Source organism: Paractinoplanes abujensis, from assembly GCF_014204895.1.
Classification (GTDB): domain Bacteria; phylum Actinomycetota; class Actinomycetes; order Mycobacteriales; family Micromonosporaceae; genus Actinoplanes; species Actinoplanes abujensis.
Genome location: NZ_JACHMF010000001.1, coordinates 4,243,229 through 4,260,096, shown reverse-complemented (window position 1 = coordinate 4,260,096; position 16,868 = coordinate 4,243,229). Strand labels below are relative to the sequence as shown.

Genomic DNA, 16,868 nt, shown 5'->3' with positions numbered 1-16,868 from the left:
GTCGTCGCGCGATTGCGGTTCCCGCGGCTCACACTCTGATCACTGATCATGACTACGGGGTGGCAGGGATGACGACAGGTACCAGCATCATCGATCTCGTGGACGGCTTCGTCGCGACGCTGCGTGAGCACGGCGTGCAGATCGAGCGGGAGGCGGTCGAGGCGGAAGTGGCCGAACGCCTGGCCGACATCGCGGAACGCCTGGGGGTCGGCGTGCCCGTCGTCCTGCGCGACTACGCGTCCGTGGAGTGGGGCCGGCAGATGGCGCTGGCCGTGGTGGCGCAGATCCGCGACGATCACCTGCTCGACGTCGCGCCGCGCTGATCATCACTGAACCGGTTCACCTCCTCGGCGTGCTCGTGGCCGTGGCGTCCGGGGTGGCCGTCGAAGAGCGGGCAGTCGCGCTGCTCCGGGCACCAGGTGTACGGGTTGATCTCGGACGCGCTCAGCGTCCACTGAACCCACCACATCGTGGCCTCCACCTGCTGCCCGAGCGCAGCGTGGGAGCCCTCGTGCCCGCGTTCGAGCTCGCATCCGAGCTCGGACTGCACGCTCGGCGCCGCATTGGGGAGCCCGTTGAAGAAGGCCAGCTGGGCCGCGTCGAGGGTGATCCGGGCCGGACAGATCATCACATCCTGACAATCGATAGACATGATTCCCTGCTTGCCCGATTCCGGCCCGGCTGAACCGTATCAGCCCAGGTTGAGGACGATCTTGCCGCGCCGCGAGCCAGGCGTTCTCATGTTCACTCTCCGCGGAGCAGGCTCAGCACGCCCTCGGCGGGCCGGTACCCGAAAGCGTCCGTCGCCGCGCCCGAGTCGTAGACCCGGTCGAGGCGCGCGGGCAGCGGCCAGCCCCGGGCCCGGAAGGCCGCGGCCACGTCGGGGGCCCGTACAGCAATGAGCCCAGCCGCGTCGTGATGCAGGGCCACACAGTCGTCGCGCCGGAACGGGTAGCGCCCGGCGATGGTGAACGTGCCGGTCACGGTGCCGTGGGTCAGCACGCCGGTCACCGCGGCCACGACGTCCTCGAGGCGCACGGCGCGGTGCAGCAGCCGGGTCGCCAGCACGGGCAGCGGCTCCGGGAAGCATCGGGCGATGCGCAGCACGACGGACGGCAGGGGACCGGCCGCAACGAGTCGCTCGGCCGCGAGCTTCGTCTCGTCGTAGATGTCACGCGGCTGCGGCGCCAGCGCTTCGTCGACCCAGACCGCCCGATCGACCGGCACCAGCGCGCTGCCGTACACGCTCGTGCTGCTGATGTAGACGAACCGTCGCCCGCCTGCCGCGTCCGCCAGCAGCGCCTCGGTGGCGTCCACGTTGACCGCCCGGAACTCCGCGTCGTCCATTACCCCGACGTGCGGCGCGTGCAGGGCCGCCGCATGAACCACCACCGCAGCCCCCCGTACGAGGTCCTGCCGCACCCGGGGGTCCCGGAGGTCACCCACCACCTGCGTGCATGGCCCCGGCGCACGATCCCCGCCCCGGACCCGCCACCCGGCCGTCGCCAGCCCCCGGGCGACGGCCTCGCCGACCCGCCCCGAACTCCCCGTCACCGCGACCAACCGCTCGTCGTCCACCCTCGGCAGGATAGGGCCTGTCCTGCCGACCACGGAGGGCTGCCGCGTGGCCAAGGCGGCGCCTGACGGCGTTGCGGTACTGGACGCGGGCTCGCCGATGGCATACCGGATACCGGCCGGTTGCAATCGGGTGCCATGTGTCCGACCCCTGCGATCCGGGCCCGGGGCGGCCGACAAGAGGCCCCAGACGCGGCCCCACCTCGGCGGGCCGCCCATTCGCGGGGAGCGTGGGATGAGTTCGGTTGAGGCGCCGGTGCATCGGCGAGGTGTGATCGGCTGGGTGCAGGATCGCCGGGTGAGCACGAAGATCCTTTCGGCGGTCCTGGTGGTCGCGGCCACCGGCACGGGGGTGGCCTCGTTCGCGGTGACGCAGATGACCAGCCTCAACAACAGCACCAACGAGGTGTACGTCGGCACCCAGCAGTTGAACACCATGGCCGAGGTGCGCAACGCGTTCAACCGGGTCCGGATCGACTCGCTCAACCACTTCTTCGCCCCCGACAAGGCCACCCAGGACCTGGCCGAGAAGGCGATCACCGAGGACCTCGACGCGCTGGCCAAGGCGGAGGCCACCTACAAGACGTTCGAGCTCGGGGCGACCCGCGCGGTGGCGCTGGCCGACTTCGACAAGGCGTGGGCGCAGTACGTCTCGATCCTCAACGACCGGCTGCTCCCGCTGAGCCGGGCCAACAAGAGCGCCCAGGTCGCCGTCGTCCGTAAGCAGGAGATGGACCCGCTGATCGCCACCTCCCGGGCCGCCATGGACGTCCTGGCCAAGGAGACCGTCGCGGCCGCCGAGAAGGAGAAGGTGGAGGCCGCGGCCGCCTACGCCAGCGCCCGCAACCTCGTGATCGGCCTGATCATCGCCGGGCTGCTGGTCGGCGTGGCCGCCGCGATCGGGATCGCCCGGCTGATCACCAGGCCGCTGGCCCGTTGCGTCGAGGTGCTGCAAAGGATCAAGGACGGTGACCTGACCGCCCGTACGGGCCTGACCGGCAAGGACGAGGTCGCCCAGCTGGCCCTGTCGCTGGACGCGTCGACCGAGTCGGTGGCCTCGACGGTGCGCCAGGTCGCCGACAACGCCCGCCACGTCGCCGCCGCCTCCGAGGAGCTGTCGGCCGTGTCGGTGCAGATGTCCTCGGCCGCCGAGGAGACCTCGGCCCAGGCCGGCACGGTGTCCGACGCCGCCGGCACGGTTTCGCTGAACGTGCAGACCGTGGCGGCCGGCGCCGACGAGATGGGCGTGGCCATCCGGGAGATCGCGACCAGCGCCACCGAGGCCGCCTCCGTCTCGGCGCAGGCCGCGGCGACCGCCGAGCGCACCAACGAGATCGTCGCCAAGCTGGGCGAGTCGTCGGCCGAGATCGGCAACGTGATCAAGACGATCACCGCGATCGCCGAGCAGACCAACCTGCTCGCTCTCAACGCCACCATCGAGGCGGCGCGGGCCGGCGAGATGGGCAAGGGCTTCGCCGTGGTCGCCTCCGAGGTCAAGGACCTGGCTCAGGAGACCGCGCGAGCCACCGACGACATCTCCCGCCGGATCGGCGCCATCCAGAGCGAGACCGAGCAGGCAGTCGTCGCGATCGGTGAGATCACCGAGGTCACCGCCCGGATCAACGACCACGCCGCCACCATCGCGGCCGCCGTCGAGGAGCAGACGGCCACCACCAACGAGATGGCGCGCAGCGTCGCCGAGGCGGCCTCCAGCGCCAACGACATCGCCGGCAACATCAGCGGGGTGGCCCAGGCCGCCGACGCCACCGCCACCGGCGCCACCGAGACCCAGACGACGGCCCAGGAGCTGGCCCGGATGGCCGAGGAGCTCAACCAGACGATCTCGGTCTACCGCGTCTGACACCAGGTTCTGACCGAACGAGGCGGCCCACCGGGCCGCCTCGTTCGGTATGCGCAGTGCGCTCGGGTTACGCGCCCGCGCCGAAACCCGGTCGTCCCGCCGCCCACTGCGGCTGCAGCAGCACCGACGTGCGCGGCCAGCCCCGCTGCTCGACGAGGTGCCGCTGCAGCAGGCGGCACGTGTCGCTCTCCCCGGCCACGTACGCCGTGCCCGGCCGTGCGGGCAGGTCGAGCTCCTGAACCGCGCGCAGCAACACGCGTGACGCCACACCCGAGGCCGTGCCACGGTGCACCCACGGCAACGGCGTCCGCGCCCCGAAGTCGGGAACCTCGTTGCCCGGGGTGCTGGTCTCGAAGACCCCGTACGTCTCGGCGTCCCGGCCCAGCGCGGCCCGCATGGCCAGCAGCGGCACGGCCCCGGTCTCGTCGCCCAGGAACAGGTGATGCCGGGCCGCCTCGTCCAGCGTGATCTTGCTGCGCGGCGGCTCCACGACGACCCGGTCGCCCACCGCCACGCCGCGGGCCCAGGCGCAGCCGGGCCCGCCCGCGTCGTGCAGGGCGATCCGCAACGTCACCGAGGCCGCACCCGGATCGTGCCGCCACAACGAATAGACGCGCCGCTCGGGCGTGTGCACCACCAGGTGAGCGCCGGGCCGGCTGCGCAGCCGCCGCAGCTCGGGCCCGACCAGCTCGACCTGTCGGATGTGGGTGGCCACGTCGCAGACCGCCCGCACCTCGGTCATCAGCGGCGCCCGCCGGGTGAAGGTCACCGCCCGAGGCTAACGCCCCGGTGGCGCACTCGGGTGCGGCCCCGGCCCGGCCGCTGTCCGGTGCGGGATGGTGAGTATCAGGCTGTCGTGCCGGACCGGCGGAGTCTCGATGTGCTGGGCGCGTGGGCGCAGGGGCTGCATCGGGACGGCCGGGGTGCGTACGGGAGAAGGGGTCGTCAGCACGAGGTCGCGCAGGCGGCGGCCCAGGGGCCGCTCGACCCAGCGGTGCACGAGCCCGGCCAGGCCCAGCATGAGCAGCGTGGTGACGGTGATCAGCACCCAGACCGGCACGGTGAGCCGCTCGTAGGCGGCCCGGATGACGGTGTGCCCGATCCGCGAGTGCAGCAGGTAGAGCGGGTAGGTGAGCGCGCCGGCGACGGTCAGCCAGCGCCATTGGATGCGCTCGGTGTACCCCAGCGCGACCAGCAGCAGCACCCCGTACGAGAGCGTGATGATCACGAAGCCGGGCCACGGCGGCACGTCGGAGCCGAGGTCGTGCATCCGGTCGTCCACCCGGGCCAGGCAGACCAGCCAGGCCAGGCCGGTGATGCCGAACAGCAGCGGGGCCGGGCCGAACCGGTTGATCAGGTAGAGCGCGATGCCGCCGATGAAGTACGGCGCGAAGTCGCTGATCACCAGCGCGTTCAGGGCGGGGCTGCCCAGCGAGGGCACGAGCACGGCGGCGGTCATCCAGACGGCGCACAGCAGCACGGCCCGCCGGTACGTCAGTCCGCCCCGGGCCAGCACGAGCGCCATGATCAGGTAGAACTTGAGCTCGATGAACAGCGTCCAGTAGACGCCGTCGACGGAGTGGTGCCCGAGCGGCTGCTGCAGCATGGTCAGGTTGACCACGACGTCGAGCACGCTGGGCCGGTGCCCGTCGGTGACGCCGCCGCGCAGCGGGAAGAGCATGGCCACGAGGCCGGTGAGCACCACCGCCGCCCAGTAGGCCGGGAAGAGCCGGCTCACCCGCGAGGCGAAGAACTGCCCGAGCGTACGGCCCCAGCTGCTCATGCAGATGACGAACCCGCTGATCAGGAAGAACAGTTCGACGCCGAGGAAGCCGTAGATGGTGACGTGCACGGTCGAGGGCAGGAAGTGCTCGGGCAGGCGGACACCGTCGATGCGCCAGGCCACGGTGTAGTGGAACGCCAGCACGGCCAGGGCGGCCACCAGGCGCAGACCGTCGATCACGGCCAGCCGGCGGCTCATATCTTGGTCAGTTTCAGTGCGTACGCGTCGAACTGCCCGATGCTGCTGAACACGATGCGCACGGATCCGGCGCGGGGCATCGTGAGCTCGTACTCGCGGGCCTCGCCCGCGTCGGTGCAGTCGACGCTGCTCTGCTGATCGACCGTGCCGTTGAGCAGGATCGTGAACGGCAGCTCGGTCGGACCCGAGCAGCCCACCCGCAGCCGGTATCTGCCTTCGGTGGCCTCGATGCCGACGTCCTGGTCGAACGCGTCCATCACGTCGGCGTGGCTGGCCCCCGGCACCAGGGCGGCGGCCACCTCGACCTTGTCCGCCCGCCCGCGCCAGAGCATGCCCGAGGCGGACGGGCTCGCGGACGACGCCGGCACGATGGTGTTCTGATAGTCGTTGCGCTGGTCGATGATGAAGGCCCCACCGGCCGCGATGACCACGGCGGCCACCACCGACGCCCGTACGGTGGCCCGCCGGTGCACCGTGCGCCGGGCGGCCTCGGTGCCGGGCGGCTGCACCTGGGGCAGCGTCCGGGTGCGCAGGTCGTCGAAGAGCGGGGTCAACGGGTCAGACACGACGGGCCTCCGGCTGCAGCTGGCTGGCGAGAGCCGTACGACCGCGGTGCAGCCACGACTTGACGGTGCCGACGGCGACGTTCTCGCGCTCGGCGATCTCGTTGACGCTCAGGTCGCCCAGGTAGTGCAGGACCACCGCGCGCCGCTGGGCCGCGGGCAGCGTGGCCAGCGCCTCCACCAGTTCGATGCGGACCGTGTCGGGCCCCGCCACCTGTGGTTCCTGCGGGCGCTGGCGGCGCAGGAACGACAACGCCGTGCGCGAGCGCCGCCAGCGGCTGACCGCCAGGTTCCAGGCGACCCGGCGCACCCAGGCGACCGGGTCGTCGTAGCGCGACACCTTCGACCAGCGCCGCAGGGCCCGGCAGAACGCCTCCTGGACGACGTCCTGGGCCTCCTGGCGGTCGCCGAAGTACGCGTACAACTGCACGGTCAGGTCGGCGTACTGCGCGGCGTACACCGCGTCGAAGTCCGCTGGGGGATCGGCGGCCGGCATCGTCGTTGCTCCCCTCGGAGGACCCTCCGCGGTGGTGGTCATGGGGACTACACGCGGCACTGCCGATCAAGGTTGCACCCTATTTTTGCCCTTCTACCGCCGGATGCTTCCCGAACACCGTGTATTCACGTTCGTCAAAACTAGCTAGCGTGAGAGCGCTCTCCCCGTTCTCCCCCCAGACTCGGAGTCCGTCCTCATGCCATCCCGACGAAGAATCGTCTCCGCCCTGGCCGCGGCCGCGCTCGCGGTCGGATCAGGAGTTCTTGCCGTGACCCTGACCAGCACTGCCGAGGCCGCCACGGTCGGCGCCGGCAGCTACACCGAGACCCTGCCGGCCGGGGCCAAGCTGCCCACCGGCTGCGGCTCCCTCAGCACCAACCCGCGCCAGTTCGTCACCGCGAACGCCCCCGCGGGCGCGGTGCCCACCAACGACTGGTGGTCGTCGCTGCTGTTCAAGAAGGGCGACGACTGCAACTTCTCGCAGCCCCTGTTCGCGGGCCCGGCGGCCTACCGGCCCACCGCGAACGGGCTGGGCCTGTCGTACCAGACCGACGCGGCCATCAGCGGCAGCGGCACCGGCGTGGGGGAGTACCACTACCCGTACGCGCAGCACGTCGTGGCCGGCGTGGCCGGGCTCAACGCCCCGCGGGCGCTGGTCGACGGCTGGAGCGACTGGACCGTCACCCCGAGCTGGACCGACGGCGTGCGCACGATGAAGGCCACCATCGGGCACGGGCTGCCGCTGTCGTACTACCGGATCACCGGGGGCGACGCTCAGCTCAGCATCGCCGGGCCGCCCACGGTCTGGCAGAACTCGGGCGGCCGGATCGGCTTCTCGATCGGTGGGCACGACTACGTCGCGTACGGGCCCGCGGGGTCGGCCTGGAGCCAGTCCGGCACCACGCTGCGCTCGAACCTGAACGGCCAGGGCTACTTCACGGTCGCGGTGCTGCCCACGCTGTCCAACGCGAGCACGGCCGACAAGACCGCGCTGGCCGACCAGTTCGGGCAGTACGCGCACAACCACGTCACCGGCACCCGGATGGCCTACAACTACAACCAGGCCAACGGCACGGTCACCACGACGTACACGGTCACCACGCAGAACCTGGCCGGCGGCTCCGGCGGCACGGTGTTCGCGCTCTACCCGCATCAGTGGCGCCACCTCACCGGATCAACCCCGCTTTCCCGTACGTACGTGTCGCCGCGCGGCGCCATGAAGGTGCTGACCGGCACGCAGTTCCAGACGTCCATGCGCTACTCGGGTGTGCTGCCCGAGCTGCCCGCGGTGGGCGACTCCAGCGGGGCCGACCTGTCGCAGATCACCACGCTGCTGAACAACGAGCTGGGCAACCCGGCCGACTTCAAGGGCAACGACACGTACTGGACCGGCAAGGGCCTGGGCCGGGCGGCGCGGATCGCCGAGATCGCCGACCAGCTGGGCATCACCTCGGTGCGTGACTCGGCGCTGAACGTCATCCGCACCCGGATCACCGACTGGTTCACCGCGTCGGCGGGCAAGAACGAGCGGGTCTTCTACTACGACAAGAACTGGGGCACGCTGATCGGCTACCCCGCCTCCTACGCCTCCGACGAGGACCTCAACGACCACCACTTCCACTACGGCTACTTCATCGCGGCCGCAGCCACCCTGGCCAAGTTCGACCCGGCCTGGGCCGGCAATTCGCGGTACGGCGGCCTGGTCGACCTGCTGATCCGCGACGCCAACAACTACGACCGCAACGACACGCGGTTTCCGTATCTGCGCGACTTCGACATCTACGCGGGCCACGACTGGGCCTCCGGGCACGGCGCGTTCGGTTCGGGCAACAACCAGGAGTCGTCGTCGGAGGGGCAGAACTTCGCCAACGCGCTCATCCAGTGGGGCCAGGCCACCGGCAACACCGCGGTGCGCGACGCCGGCATCTGGATCCACACCACGCAGGCCGCGGCGATCAACGAGTACTGGTTCGATGTGCGCAACGAGAACTTCCCCGCCACCTGGGGCCACAACTACACGGCCATCGTATGGGGCTCGGGCGGGGCGTACGCGACCTGGTTCTCCGGCGAGCACGAGATGATCGTCGGCATCAACATGTTGCCGATCACGGGCGGGCAGCTGTACCTGGGCGAATATCCGGCCGCGGTGCGCAACACGTACGCGGAAATGGTGCGCAACAAGGGCGGCGAGCCGACGATCTGGCGCGACATGCTCTGGCAGTACCTGGCCCTGGGTGACCCGGACGCGGCCATGTCGAAGTGGCGGGCGGCGGGCAACTACACGCCGGAGGAGGGCGAGAGCAAGGCCCACACGTTCCACTGGATCCGCAACCTGCAGGCGCTGGGCCAGGTCGACGCGACCGTGTCGGCCAACCACCCCCTGGCCAAGGTGTTCAGCAAGAACGGGGCCAAGACGTACGTGGCCTCGAACATCACCAGCAGCGCGCTGACCGTGACGTTCACCGACGGCCGGACGCTCTCCGTGCCCGCCGGCAAGACCGTGGCCAGTGGGGCGCTCAACTGGACGGGCGGCAATGCCACCGGCGGCGGCACGACCACGCAGCCCCCGACGACGCCGCCCGCGACCACCCGGCCGCCGACAACCCCGCCGACCACCACGCCCCCGACCACTCCGCCTACGACCACGCCTCCTGCCGGCACGGCCTGGGCTCCCAGCACCGCGTACGCGATCGGGGCGGTCGTCACCTACAACGGCGCCCGCTACCGCTGCATCCAGGCCCACACCTCGCTGGTGGGCTGGGAGCCGGCGAACGTCCCGGCCCTCTGGTCGCGGATCTGAGCAGTCCCGGCCGGGGCGGTGGGCATTCACCGCCCCGGCCGGGACGTCGTCAGCCCTGGCTGACCATGATGCAGAAGGGATGCCCGGCCGGGTCGGCGAAGACGTAGAGCGGCTCATCGGCATCGTCGAAGCGGTCCAGGAGCAGCGAAGCCCCGAGCTCCTCGGCCCGCCGGCGATGCCGTTCCAGTTCTTCGGCCGTATCCACCCGGAAGTCCAGATGCATCTGCGCGCTGACGTCGTGCGACGGCCAGGTCGGCCGGTCCAGCCGGGGCACCCGCTGAATCGTGATCACCCGGCGGCCGTCAGAGTCGAGCAGCACCATCCAGTCCTCCTCGTCGCCCTCCCGGTAATGCAGCCCCAGCAACCGCCGATAGAACTCGGCGAGGGTCTTGCTGTCGGTCGCGTCGAGCACGGTGTGCATGAGCCGTGGATAGCCGGACATCAGGCCCCCTGGACGAGTTCGAGGACGTCGTCGGTGCTGCGCACGTCGCCGTACGTCCGATAGATCGTGTAGAGCGTGGCGTTGTGGTCCTCGTCGCGGCGGGCGGAATTGCCGTCGGCCACGAAGATCACCCGGTAGCCGAGGGTGGAAGCGTCCCGGGCCGACGCCTCCGAGCAGACGTTGGTCACGGTCCCGGTGACCACGACGGTGTCGATCCCGCGTTCGCGCAGCAACTCGGGCAGCGGCGAACGGCCGGGGAAGAACGCGCTCGTCGCCGTCTTCTCCACGATCAGATCCTCGTCGTGGACGGCGAACTCGCGCCAAACGCGCTGTCGTAGCGAGCCCTCGCCGCCGCTGTGGGCGAACACCCGCGCCTGCTCGGGTCCGAAGAACTCCTCGGCGACCGGGGTCGGCTCGGTCACCCCGGGCAGCACCCAGGCGACCGTGCCGCCCGCGGCCCGCAGGGAGTCGGCCAGACGCGAGATGTTCGGCACGATCCCGTACGTGTACTCGTTCTCCTCCACAAAGAACGGCACCATGTCGACCACGATCAGCGCGGTCCGCTCGGGGGTCAGGCTGACGTACGCGTGCCGCCGCCCCCGCCGCGACTCCTGCCGCTTGATCTCACGTTCCTCGATCCGCCAGGCGTGAATTTTCCGCTCCACCCCGGCGAAGCTATCGCATCAGGGCGTCACTGCGGGGCCAGCCGCCAGGCCTCGACGAAGCCGGCCACGGCGATCAGGGCGAGCAGGAGGTTCGACCAGTGCGGGCCGAGCCGGCGCCGCCCGTCGTCGGGCAGCGCGGGCACCTCGGCCAGCGTCGTGCCGAACCAGCCGGTGCCGGGCGTGGCCGGTTTGTGGCTCCCGGTGATGCGGGGACTGTAGAACTTGTCGAACGCCGACACGTCCACGGCCGGGTGCCCGGCGATCCGCAGCTCGGTGTCGTCGATGTCGTCCGACCGGCTGATCAGGCTGCGGCCGATCCGCCACGTGTGGAACGTGTTGCGCACAACGACCTCCTGCCGGGTCACCGTCACGCTGACCACCGGGCCGGTCAGCCAGAGGGCGCAGGTGAGGCCGAGCACGAACCAACCGGCCATCGCCACGTTCGGCAGCATGAGCCAGAAGGCCACCGGGGCGAACGCCACCCAGCACCCGATGACCGCCAAAGCCTGCTTCTCGACGCGGCGGAAGGTTCGCCGATCACTTCGCACGCGGTCATTGTCGGATCCGGCGTCCACCGTTCGTGGAGAGGGTGACGAACCGCCGAGCAGAAGGGCACTGACATGACCGCGACCTACACCTGGGACGTCTTCTCCACCCTCGACGGGTACGGCTCGTTCGACGAGGGCGCCGACTGGGGCGGCTACTGGAGCAAGCAGGGCCCCGAACTGCTGGCGCACCGGGCCGCTCTGTTCGACACCGAGCAGCGGATGGTCTACGGGGCGACCACGTTCCGCGAAATGGCCGGGATCATGTCGTCCGGTCTCGACCCGAACGCGCTCGACGAGTGGAACTTGCGCACGATGCGCGCCCCGGCCACCGTGATCTCGTCGACCCTGACCGGCACGCTGGGCTGGCCCGACGCGACCATCGTGAGCGGCGACGCGGTCGAGATCGTGAAGCGGCTCAAGCAGGAGTCCGACGTGCCGCTGCGCTCGCAGGCCAGCCTGTCGCTCAACTGGGCGCTGCTGGCCGCCGGCCTGGTCGACCGCCTGCAGGTGACGATCTTCCCGGTCGTCTCCGGCCGCACCGGCACGAGCCCGATCCTGGGCGGCGCGGGCGATTTCGACCTCGAGCTGCTGGAGAGCCGCACCCTCGACGGCCACACCCTCGAGGTGGTCTACCGCCCGACCGCCCACTGACCCATCAGAGCTTGATTCAGGTATTGACGCTCGTCGTGATCACTTGAATACTCAGCGCAAGATCGCCTCGCGAGATGGAGTACAGGTTGTTCCGACGAAGGATCCTGTCTGCCGCCCTCACGACCATCGCCTGCGTTGTTGCCTTGCTGCCCGGGGCTGCCGTGCAAGCCCAGGCCGCCGCGGACGCGCCGCGGACGTGTGAGGGCAACAACAAATGGTTCCGCCTGCAGAACGGAAACAGCAACAAGTACCTACTGCCCAACACGCAATCGCCGACCAAGAGCGGTGTCGGTGTCCGGCAGTATTACGATCCCGACTTCTACCCGTCGACCTGGTCGAGATGGTGCATGTTGGACGACACCCGCGGCTATGTCAACCTCGTCAACGCTGCGACACCGAACTGGTACGCCATGACGATCAGCACCAGCAGTGACTACGACGGCTGGATCAACAAGCCCGTCATCGTCTACCCCAGAAGCACCAGCAATGTCCTGCAGAGCTGGCGGATCCTTCCGGGCAAGTACTCCAACGTCAGAATGATCACCAATCCGACCACCAAACAGTGCCTGCGCATGTTCGACCGGCAAACAGCCGACAACGTTCAGCTTTACGCCTACGACCAGAGCCTCTGCGATTACAACGACGAAGCTCAGATGTGGATCATCAAGTACGACTGACCAGGTGGCGCGGGGCCGCTGAGGACTCCGTGATGGTCCTGGGTCGCCTCACTGAACCGTCAGGCGATCCAGGACCGCCCGCTGGGCCTCGTTGAAAACCGTTTCCCCGTACGCCGTGAGCAGCGTCTCGGTTCCCGAATCGACCGCGTGCAGGCCGTCGAAACTGAGGTGGCCCAGCACGTTCTGGAAGTCCGCGACCAGCCGGTCGATCTGGTCGTCAGGCGTGTCCGGCCCCAGCGCGGCGAAACGGGCGGTCAGCGCGGTCGTGGCCGCCAGCAGGCCGGGCTCGGCGACTTGGCCGAGCAGGCCGGTCAGCGCGGTGCGGCCGGCGTCGTCCAGCCGGTGGTGCAGCAGCAGCATCATTTCGCGGTCGTGCCGCAGCATCTCGGCCGACAGGCCGGGCGCGTCGGCGACGTTCGTGAGCAGCCCGGCCAGCTCCGGCGGGGTGTCGGGGCTGGCGCCGGCCGCGCGCAGCCGGGCGATCACCTGGCGCCGCGCGGTCAGACGCTCGATCTGGGCGGCCAGCTCGCGGTCGAGGTCGTCGAGCACGGCCTCGGCCCGGTCGTCGCTCGCCAGCAGCGGCGGTATCTCCTCGAGCGGGATGCCCAGCTCGGCCAGCCGCCGGATCCGCAGCAGCAGCACCAGGTCGCCGACCGTGTATTCGCGGTAGCCGTTGGACCGCCGTGGCGGCTCGGGCAGCACCCCGATCTGGTGATAATGGCGCAGCGTGCGCGCGCTGACCCCGGCCGTACGGGCGATCTCGGCGCTGTTCATCGAGGTGAGCCTACGAGCTGGGGCTCCAGGTCGCGCAGCGCTCGCGCGCCGAGCGCGACCACGCCGGTGACGAGCCAGACGGACGCGAGCACCATGGCCCCCGTACGGGCTCCGGACCCGTCGACGAGCAGGGCGGCGCTGCCCATGCCGAGCGCCGGGGCCAGGGTCAGGATCGAGTTCTGCAGGCCCATCACCCGCCCGCGCAGCGCGTCCGGGATCCGCTCGACCATGAGCACGCCCATCAGGCTGCCGAACAGGCCGTTGCCCAGCCCGACCAGGGCCGCCGCGCCGAGCACGAACCACGGTCCGGCCAGCGTCGCCATCGCCCCGAAGCCGGCGATCGTGATCAGCATGCCGGTCCGGAACCAGGTGCGCCGCCGGCCCCGGCCGCCCGCCGCCGCGTAGATGCCGCCGCCGGCCAGCAGCCCCACGGCGAGCGCGCTGAGCACCAGGCCCAGCATCTCGGGCCGTTCCTGCAGGGTGAAGTAGACCGGCAGGACCAGTGCCTGGAACCCGGCCAGCACCACCACCAGGCCCACGCTGAGCATCGTGGTGATCAGCAGGAACGGCGAGCGGACCAGGGTGTGCCAGCCGTCGCGCAGCACCACCCGCTCCTTCGACGCCACGACCGCGCCCGCCGAGCGGGGGATGAGCAGGGTGACCGCGGCGGCCGCGGCCGACGTGGCGGCGGTGACCCACGGCACGGTGACACCGTCGAAGAGCGCGAGCAGGGCCGCCCCGGCCGCCGGCCCGACCAGCATGACCACGGCGCCCAGGGCCTCGCGCAGCCCCAGCAGCCGTTCCGCGCTCAGCCGCCCGGCCCGGGTGACGCCCGGGATCATCGCCTCGCGGGCGGTCAGCCCCGGCACGTCACCGAACGAGCCGATCACCGCGAACAGCACGAACCAGCCCAGGGCCAGCTCCACGGCCGCGTCGACCAGGGGCAGCGCGGCCACCGCGAGCGCGGAGATCACATCGGTCAGGACGGAGGCCGTACGGCGGTTGATCCGATCGATGACCACGCCCATGACCAGCCCGGCCCCCGCCGCGGGCAGCGCCGACGCGACGGCCACGGCCCCGGTGGCCAGCACACTGCCGGTGGTCTGCAGCACGAGCAGCGGCAGCACCACCCCGGCGATCGAGTTGCCCAGCATGGACAGGACGTAGGAGGCCAGGTAGGCCGACGACACGCGGTTCATGCCCCCAGGGAAAACTACGACGTCGCGTCGGGGTCAACCCAGCGCGACGCGGGCGATCGCGTGCTCGGTCAGGCTGCCCAGCCACAGGGTGCCGCCGTGCTGACGCACCCCGGTGGCCATCACGTACCGCCCGGCCGGCCCGTGCAACGCGCGCAGCAGCTTGCCCTCGCCGTCGACCTGCGCCGCGATCGTGTACGGCAACGGCTGCGGCTGCAGGCGGGTGGGCAGCACGGCGGCGATCCGGCGCAGCATCGGGTGGGGCAGCAGCCGCTCGGCCAGCGCGACCCGGGGGCTGGCCAAGGCGATCCAGTACGTGCCGTCGCCCGCCGCCGACATGTTGTCCGGATAGGCCGGCAGGTCGTCCAGGACCCGTACGGCGCCGTCGGCCAGGCTGATCCGCACCAGCCGGTGGGCCACCGTCTCGCACAGCATCAGCGCGTCCTCCTGCGGGGTCAGCGCGATGCCGTTGGGGAAGTAGAAGCCCTCGGCCACCACGTCGACGCGGCCCGACGCCGGGGCGTAGGCCAGCACCCGCCCGTTGGGCCGATGCTCCAGCAGGTCGCGCCGCCAGTGCGAGACCGGGAAGCGGTTCGAGCTGTCGGTGAAGTACACGGTGCCGTCACGCGCCACGGCGGCGTTGTTGCACAGCAGGATCCGCCGGCCGCCGACCCGGTGCGCGAGGTCGGTGATCGTGCCGTCGGCGGTCAGCCGCAGCAGCCCGCGGTAGGCGTCGCACACGATCAGGCTGCCGTCGCGCGGATCCACCTCCAGACCCAGCGGCCGCCCACCGGTGCCGGCCACCAGCGCGGGCCGGTCACCCGCGTGCGCGTCGGCCGGCCAGCGCCAGATCCGCCCGTCGTCGGCCCCCGCGTAGACACCGCCGTCCGGCCCCACGACGACGTCCTCCGGCCCGTGCCCGTCCGGCAGCGGCAGCAACTCCACGTCGTCGAGCCGGGTGTCGTCGGGCGCCCACACCCCCTCCAGCGGCGGCGGAGTGGTCGCGGGCAGCTTGACCGGCCGAATGAGCCACGGCGCGGGCGGGCGGGGAATCGGCATCCTCGCATCCTCACCCGGTCACCCCCGTACGGTCGAGGGCCGCCCGACTGACGCGGCAGTGTTTTCGCCCGGCTTGCCGTGGTACGTTGGCGCAGTTGCAGTTTTGATTTCCTTTTGGACGTTTCTCTTGACGCCTGACGGGTTTTTGAGCCCGGGTCAGGCGTCTTTTTTGTTTCGTCGGTTCACGGGTCTGCCCGGGGTGATCACTACCGCGACGTGGAGGGCCCGCACGGTGCGAGCCCTCCTGAGTCGAGAGGATTCCGTTCGATGGCAACTGGCACCGTGAAGTGGTTCAACGGCGAAAAAGGCTTCGGCTTCATCACTCAGGACGACGGTGGCGCCGACGTGTTCGCCCACTTCTCGGCCATCGCGTCGTCGGGCTACCGCAGCCTCGACGAGAACCAGCGGGTCGAGTTCGATGTCGAGCAGGGCGCCAAGGGCCTCCAGGCCGCCAACATCCGCCCGCTCTGACGCAGCACCCCGGCGGTCGCTACGGCCGCCGGGTGTGGTGACGGCCGGTCGCCCGTGGTCGCAGATCCGCTCATCGGCGTGATCTCCCGGGGTGACCGGCCGTCTCCTGTCTCCGCTCTACTCGCCCAGCTTTTCCAGCTCGGACAGGCTCGCGCCGCCGCCGAAGTACGGCATCGTGGACAGGTCGAGCTCGGTCGCGCCGGTCGGGGCCTCGATCGCCTGCGGCGTGCCGACCTCGACGCGGGCGGCCACCCGGCCCGTCGCGCCCTCGGCGAACTGCAGCACGTTCAGCTCGGCCGCGGTCAGCTTGCCCTTGTCGATCCACAGGTCGAGCACGATCGGCTTGTCGGCCGGCGCCTTCTTGAACTGCGCGGCCAGCGACGGCTCGACGGCCGTGGCGAACCGCTTGGCCTCCGCGTACGCCTCGGCGGTGGACGACGTGACGATCAGGTGCTTGTCGTCGGCGCTGTCCCGTTCGATGTCGGCCCCCTCCAGCAGGTTGGTCGCGCTGGTGGTGAACTCGGCCAGCGCTTTCTGCTGGTCGGGGCCGGTGGTCGGCGTGGCCGCGCCGGCGCCGAGCGACTTGGTGTCGATCGAGACCCACTTGCCCGCGAAGAACGCGTCGAACTCCGACGTGCCCCCGCTGAGCTCCTTGACCTCGGCCGGCGTGGCACCGAACTTCGCCGCCAGCTCACTCACCGGCGCCTTGGCGTAGACCAGCCCGTCGACGAACCGGACCTCGGTGCCGGTGACGCCGTCGACGGTGGCGGCGAGGCTCGACTTGTCGTCGTCGGCGCCCGGCCCGCCCTTGTCGTAGGCGAGCGTGACCGACGAGGCGAACAACTTGCCGACCGACTCGGCGTCGGCGCCCGGGCCGGCCGCGGCGACCAGGTCTTTCGGGTTGCCGGTCACCGTGAGGGTGAACCCGGCCTGCTGAGCGTCGGCCAGTTGCTGAGCGGCGTTGCGCAACTCCAGCTTCGGCTCCAGAGCCTGGAACTGCTGGGCGGCGCAACCACCGGCCAGCGCGATGGCGGCGACACCGGCGATGCCGCCGGCGAGAAGAACACGCATGGATCCCCGTTTCCCTGATTAGGCCGTCTCAGGGTAGG

General features: G+C 70.7%; 19 protein-coding genes. 6 read left to right on the top strand and 13 right to left on the bottom strand.

The genetic code is table 11. The features are described from left to right. The first annotated feature begins 68 nt into the window (after positions 1 to 68). Entirely contained in the window at positions 69 to 323 is a 255-nt protein-coding gene (locus BKA14_RS19055) for a hypothetical protein (RefSeq protein WP_184952280.1), read from the top strand. Here BKA14_RS19055 and BKA14_RS19050 read toward each other — a convergent pair. Continuing rightward, positions 296 to 652 carry a hypothetical protein gene (locus BKA14_RS19050; protein ID WP_184952279.1) on the bottom strand — a complete coding sequence of 119 codons (357 nt, stop codon included), beginning with the start codon at positions 650 to 652 and terminating at the stop codon, positions 296 to 298. The two genes, BKA14_RS19055 and BKA14_RS19050, sit on opposite strands and share 28 nt — an antisense overlap. Positions 653 to 744: 92 nt before the next feature. Continuing rightward, positions 745 to 1,578 (bottom strand): NAD-dependent epimerase/dehydratase family protein, encoded by an 834-nt coding sequence (locus BKA14_RS19045; RefSeq protein WP_239093037.1) that lies wholly within the window; start codon positions 1,576 to 1,578, stop codon positions 745 to 747. Positions 1,579 to 1,810: 232 nt separating this feature from the next. On the opposite strand from BKA14_RS19045, the gene BKA14_RS19040 reads away from it, so the two are divergent. Continuing rightward, on the top strand, positions 1,811 to 3,436 hold the full coding sequence (locus BKA14_RS19040) for a methyl-accepting chemotaxis protein (protein WP_184952277.1): 1,626 nt from the start codon (positions 1,811 to 1,813) through the stop codon (positions 3,434 to 3,436). A gap of 67 nt (positions 3,437 to 3,503) precedes the next feature. Here the strand turns inward: BKA14_RS19040 and BKA14_RS19035 are convergent, their stop codons facing one another. From BKA14_RS19035 to BKA14_RS19020, 4 genes are read right to left on the bottom strand one after another with little or no spacing between them, the layout of a single operon-like run. Next, a complete protein-coding gene (locus BKA14_RS19035; protein WP_184952276.1) occupies positions 3,504 to 4,205 on the bottom strand; it encodes a siderophore-interacting protein in 702 nt (233 codons plus the stop codon). 9 nt (positions 4,206 to 4,214) lie between these two features. Then, on the bottom strand, positions 4,215 to 5,417 hold the full coding sequence (locus BKA14_RS19030) for an acyltransferase family protein (RefSeq protein ID WP_184952275.1): 1,203 nt from the start codon (positions 5,415 to 5,417) through the stop codon (positions 4,215 to 4,217). Then, the gene (locus BKA14_RS19025; protein WP_184952274.1) at positions 5,414 to 5,983 is read right to left on the bottom strand and encodes a hypothetical protein; all 570 of its coding nucleotides are present in this window, start codon (positions 5,981 to 5,983) and stop codon (positions 5,414 to 5,416) included. The genes BKA14_RS19030 and BKA14_RS19025 overlap by 4 nt, the downstream gene beginning before the upstream one ends. After that, the gene (locus tag BKA14_RS19020) at positions 5,976 to 6,518 is read right to left on the bottom strand and encodes an RNA polymerase sigma factor (RefSeq protein ID WP_184952273.1); all 543 of its coding nucleotides are present in this window, start codon (positions 6,516 to 6,518) and stop codon (positions 5,976 to 5,978) included. The genes BKA14_RS19025 and BKA14_RS19020 overlap by 8 nt, the downstream gene beginning before the upstream one ends. Positions 6,519 to 6,672: 154 nt before the next feature. Here BKA14_RS19020 and BKA14_RS19015 point away from each other — a divergent pair, with 154 nt between their 5' ends. After that, a complete protein-coding gene (locus tag BKA14_RS19015; protein WP_184952272.1) occupies positions 6,673 to 9,276 on the top strand; it encodes a glycosyl hydrolase in 2,604 nt (867 codons plus the stop codon). 49 nt (positions 9,277 to 9,325) lie between these two features. Here BKA14_RS19015 and BKA14_RS19010 read toward each other — a convergent pair whose 3' ends face one another. Genes BKA14_RS19010 through BKA14_RS19000 form a run of 3 tightly spaced genes read right to left on the bottom strand, consistent with a single transcriptional unit; the run spans position 9,326 to position 10,931 of the window. Then, the gene (locus BKA14_RS19010; RefSeq protein ID WP_184952271.1) at positions 9,326 to 9,718 is read right to left on the bottom strand and encodes a VOC family protein; all 393 of its coding nucleotides are present in this window, start codon (positions 9,716 to 9,718) and stop codon (positions 9,326 to 9,328) included. After that, on the bottom strand, positions 9,718 to 10,383 hold the full coding sequence (locus tag BKA14_RS19005) for a cysteine hydrolase family protein (protein WP_184952270.1): 666 nt from the start codon (positions 10,381 to 10,383) through the stop codon (positions 9,718 to 9,720). The genes BKA14_RS19010 and BKA14_RS19005 overlap by 1 nt, the downstream gene beginning before the upstream one ends. Positions 10,384 to 10,409: 26 nt before the next feature. Continuing rightward, complete coding sequence (locus tag BKA14_RS19000) at positions 10,410 to 10,931, bottom strand: hypothetical protein (RefSeq protein ID WP_184952269.1); 522 nt, start codon at positions 10,929 to 10,931, stop codon at positions 10,410 to 10,412. A 72-nt stretch (positions 10,932 to 11,003) separates the two neighbouring features. Between BKA14_RS19000 and BKA14_RS18995 the strand changes: the two genes are divergently transcribed. Together BKA14_RS18995 and BKA14_RS18990 are read left to right on the top strand one after the other, a co-directional pair. Then, complete coding sequence (locus tag BKA14_RS18995; RefSeq protein WP_184952268.1) at positions 11,004 to 11,582, top strand: dihydrofolate reductase family protein; 579 nt, start codon at positions 11,004 to 11,006, stop codon at positions 11,580 to 11,582. Positions 11,583 to 11,656: 74 nt separating this feature from the next. Next, positions 11,657 to 12,259 (top strand): RICIN domain-containing protein, encoded by a 603-nt coding sequence (locus BKA14_RS18990; RefSeq protein ID WP_184952267.1) that lies wholly within the window; start codon positions 11,657 to 11,659, stop codon positions 12,257 to 12,259. A 48-nt stretch (positions 12,260 to 12,307) separates the two neighbouring features. On the opposite strand, the gene BKA14_RS18985 is transcribed toward BKA14_RS18990, so the two are convergent. From BKA14_RS18985 to BKA14_RS18975, 3 genes are read right to left on the bottom strand one after another with little or no spacing between them, the layout of a single operon-like run. Beyond that, positions 12,308 to 13,033 carry a MerR family transcriptional regulator gene (locus BKA14_RS18985; RefSeq protein ID WP_184952266.1) on the bottom strand — a complete coding sequence of 242 codons (726 nt, stop codon included), beginning with the start codon at positions 13,031 to 13,033 and terminating at the stop codon, positions 12,308 to 12,310. Next, positions 13,030 to 14,232 (bottom strand): MFS transporter, encoded by a 1,203-nt coding sequence (locus BKA14_RS18980; RefSeq protein ID WP_184952265.1) that lies wholly within the window; start codon positions 14,230 to 14,232, stop codon positions 13,030 to 13,032. Before BKA14_RS18980 ends, BKA14_RS18985 begins: the two co-directional genes overlap by 4 nt. A gap of 33 nt (positions 14,233 to 14,265) precedes the next feature. Then, the gene (locus BKA14_RS18975; RefSeq protein ID WP_184952264.1) at positions 14,266 to 15,288 is read right to left on the bottom strand and encodes an SMP-30/gluconolactonase/LRE family protein; all 1,023 of its coding nucleotides are present in this window, start codon (positions 15,286 to 15,288) and stop codon (positions 14,266 to 14,268) included. A gap of 267 nt (positions 15,289 to 15,555) precedes the next feature. On the opposite strand from BKA14_RS18975, the gene BKA14_RS18970 reads away from it, so the two are divergent. Beyond that, positions 15,556 to 15,759 (top strand): cold-shock protein, encoded by a 204-nt coding sequence (locus BKA14_RS18970; RefSeq protein ID WP_184952263.1) that lies wholly within the window; start codon positions 15,556 to 15,558, stop codon positions 15,757 to 15,759. 117 nt (positions 15,760 to 15,876) lie between these two features. Here BKA14_RS18970 and BKA14_RS18965 read toward each other — a convergent pair whose 3' ends face one another. Beyond that, positions 15,877 to 16,830 (bottom strand): hypothetical protein, encoded by a 954-nt coding sequence (locus BKA14_RS18965; protein ID WP_184952262.1) that lies wholly within the window; start codon positions 16,828 to 16,830, stop codon positions 15,877 to 15,879. Positions 16,831 to 16,868: the final 38 nt, after the last annotated feature.

Coding starts and splice junctions, on each gene's coding strand:
- BKA14_RS18980 (WP_184952265.1), bottom strand. CDS start 14,232: ATGAACCGCGTGTCGTCGGCCTACCTGGCCTCCTACGTCCTGTCCATG.
- BKA14_RS19015 (WP_184952272.1), top strand. CDS start 6,673: ATGCCATCCCGACGAAGAATCGTCTCCGCCCTGGCCGCGGCCGCGCTC.
- BKA14_RS18990 (WP_184952267.1), top strand. CDS start 11,657: ATGGAGTACAGGTTGTTCCGACGAAGGATCCTGTCTGCCGCCCTCACG.
- BKA14_RS19030 (WP_184952275.1), bottom strand. CDS start 5,417: ATGAGCCGCCGGCTGGCCGTGATCGACGGTCTGCGCCTGGTGGCCGCC.
- BKA14_RS18970 (WP_184952263.1), top strand. CDS start 15,556: ATGGCAACTGGCACCGTGAAGTGGTTCAACGGCGAAAAAGGCTTCGGC.
- BKA14_RS18975 (WP_184952264.1), bottom strand. CDS start 15,288: ATGCCGATTCCCCGCCCGCCCGCGCCGTGGCTCATTCGGCCGGTCAAG.
- BKA14_RS18985 (WP_184952266.1), bottom strand. CDS start 13,033: ATGAACAGCGCCGAGATCGCCCGTACGGCCGGGGTCAGCGCGCGCACG.
- BKA14_RS19055 (WP_184952280.1), top strand. CDS start 69: ATGACGACAGGTACCAGCATCATCGATCTCGTGGACGGCTTCGTCGCG.
- BKA14_RS18965 (WP_184952262.1), bottom strand. CDS start 16,830: ATGCGTGTTCTTCTCGCCGGCGGCATCGCCGGTGTCGCCGCCATCGCG.
- BKA14_RS19010 (WP_184952271.1), bottom strand. CDS start 9,718: ATGTCCGGCTATCCACGGCTCATGCACACCGTGCTCGACGCGACCGAC.
- BKA14_RS18995 (WP_184952268.1), top strand. CDS start 11,004: ATGACCGCGACCTACACCTGGGACGTCTTCTCCACCCTCGACGGGTAC.
- BKA14_RS19050 (WP_184952279.1), bottom strand. CDS start 652: ATGTCTATCGATTGTCAGGATGTGATGATCTGTCCGGCCCGGATCACC.
- BKA14_RS19020 (WP_184952273.1), bottom strand. CDS start 6,518: ATGACCACCACCGCGGAGGGTCCTCCGAGGGGAGCAACGACGATGCCG.
- BKA14_RS19040 (WP_184952277.1), top strand. CDS start 1,811: ATGAGTTCGGTTGAGGCGCCGGTGCATCGGCGAGGTGTGATCGGCTGG.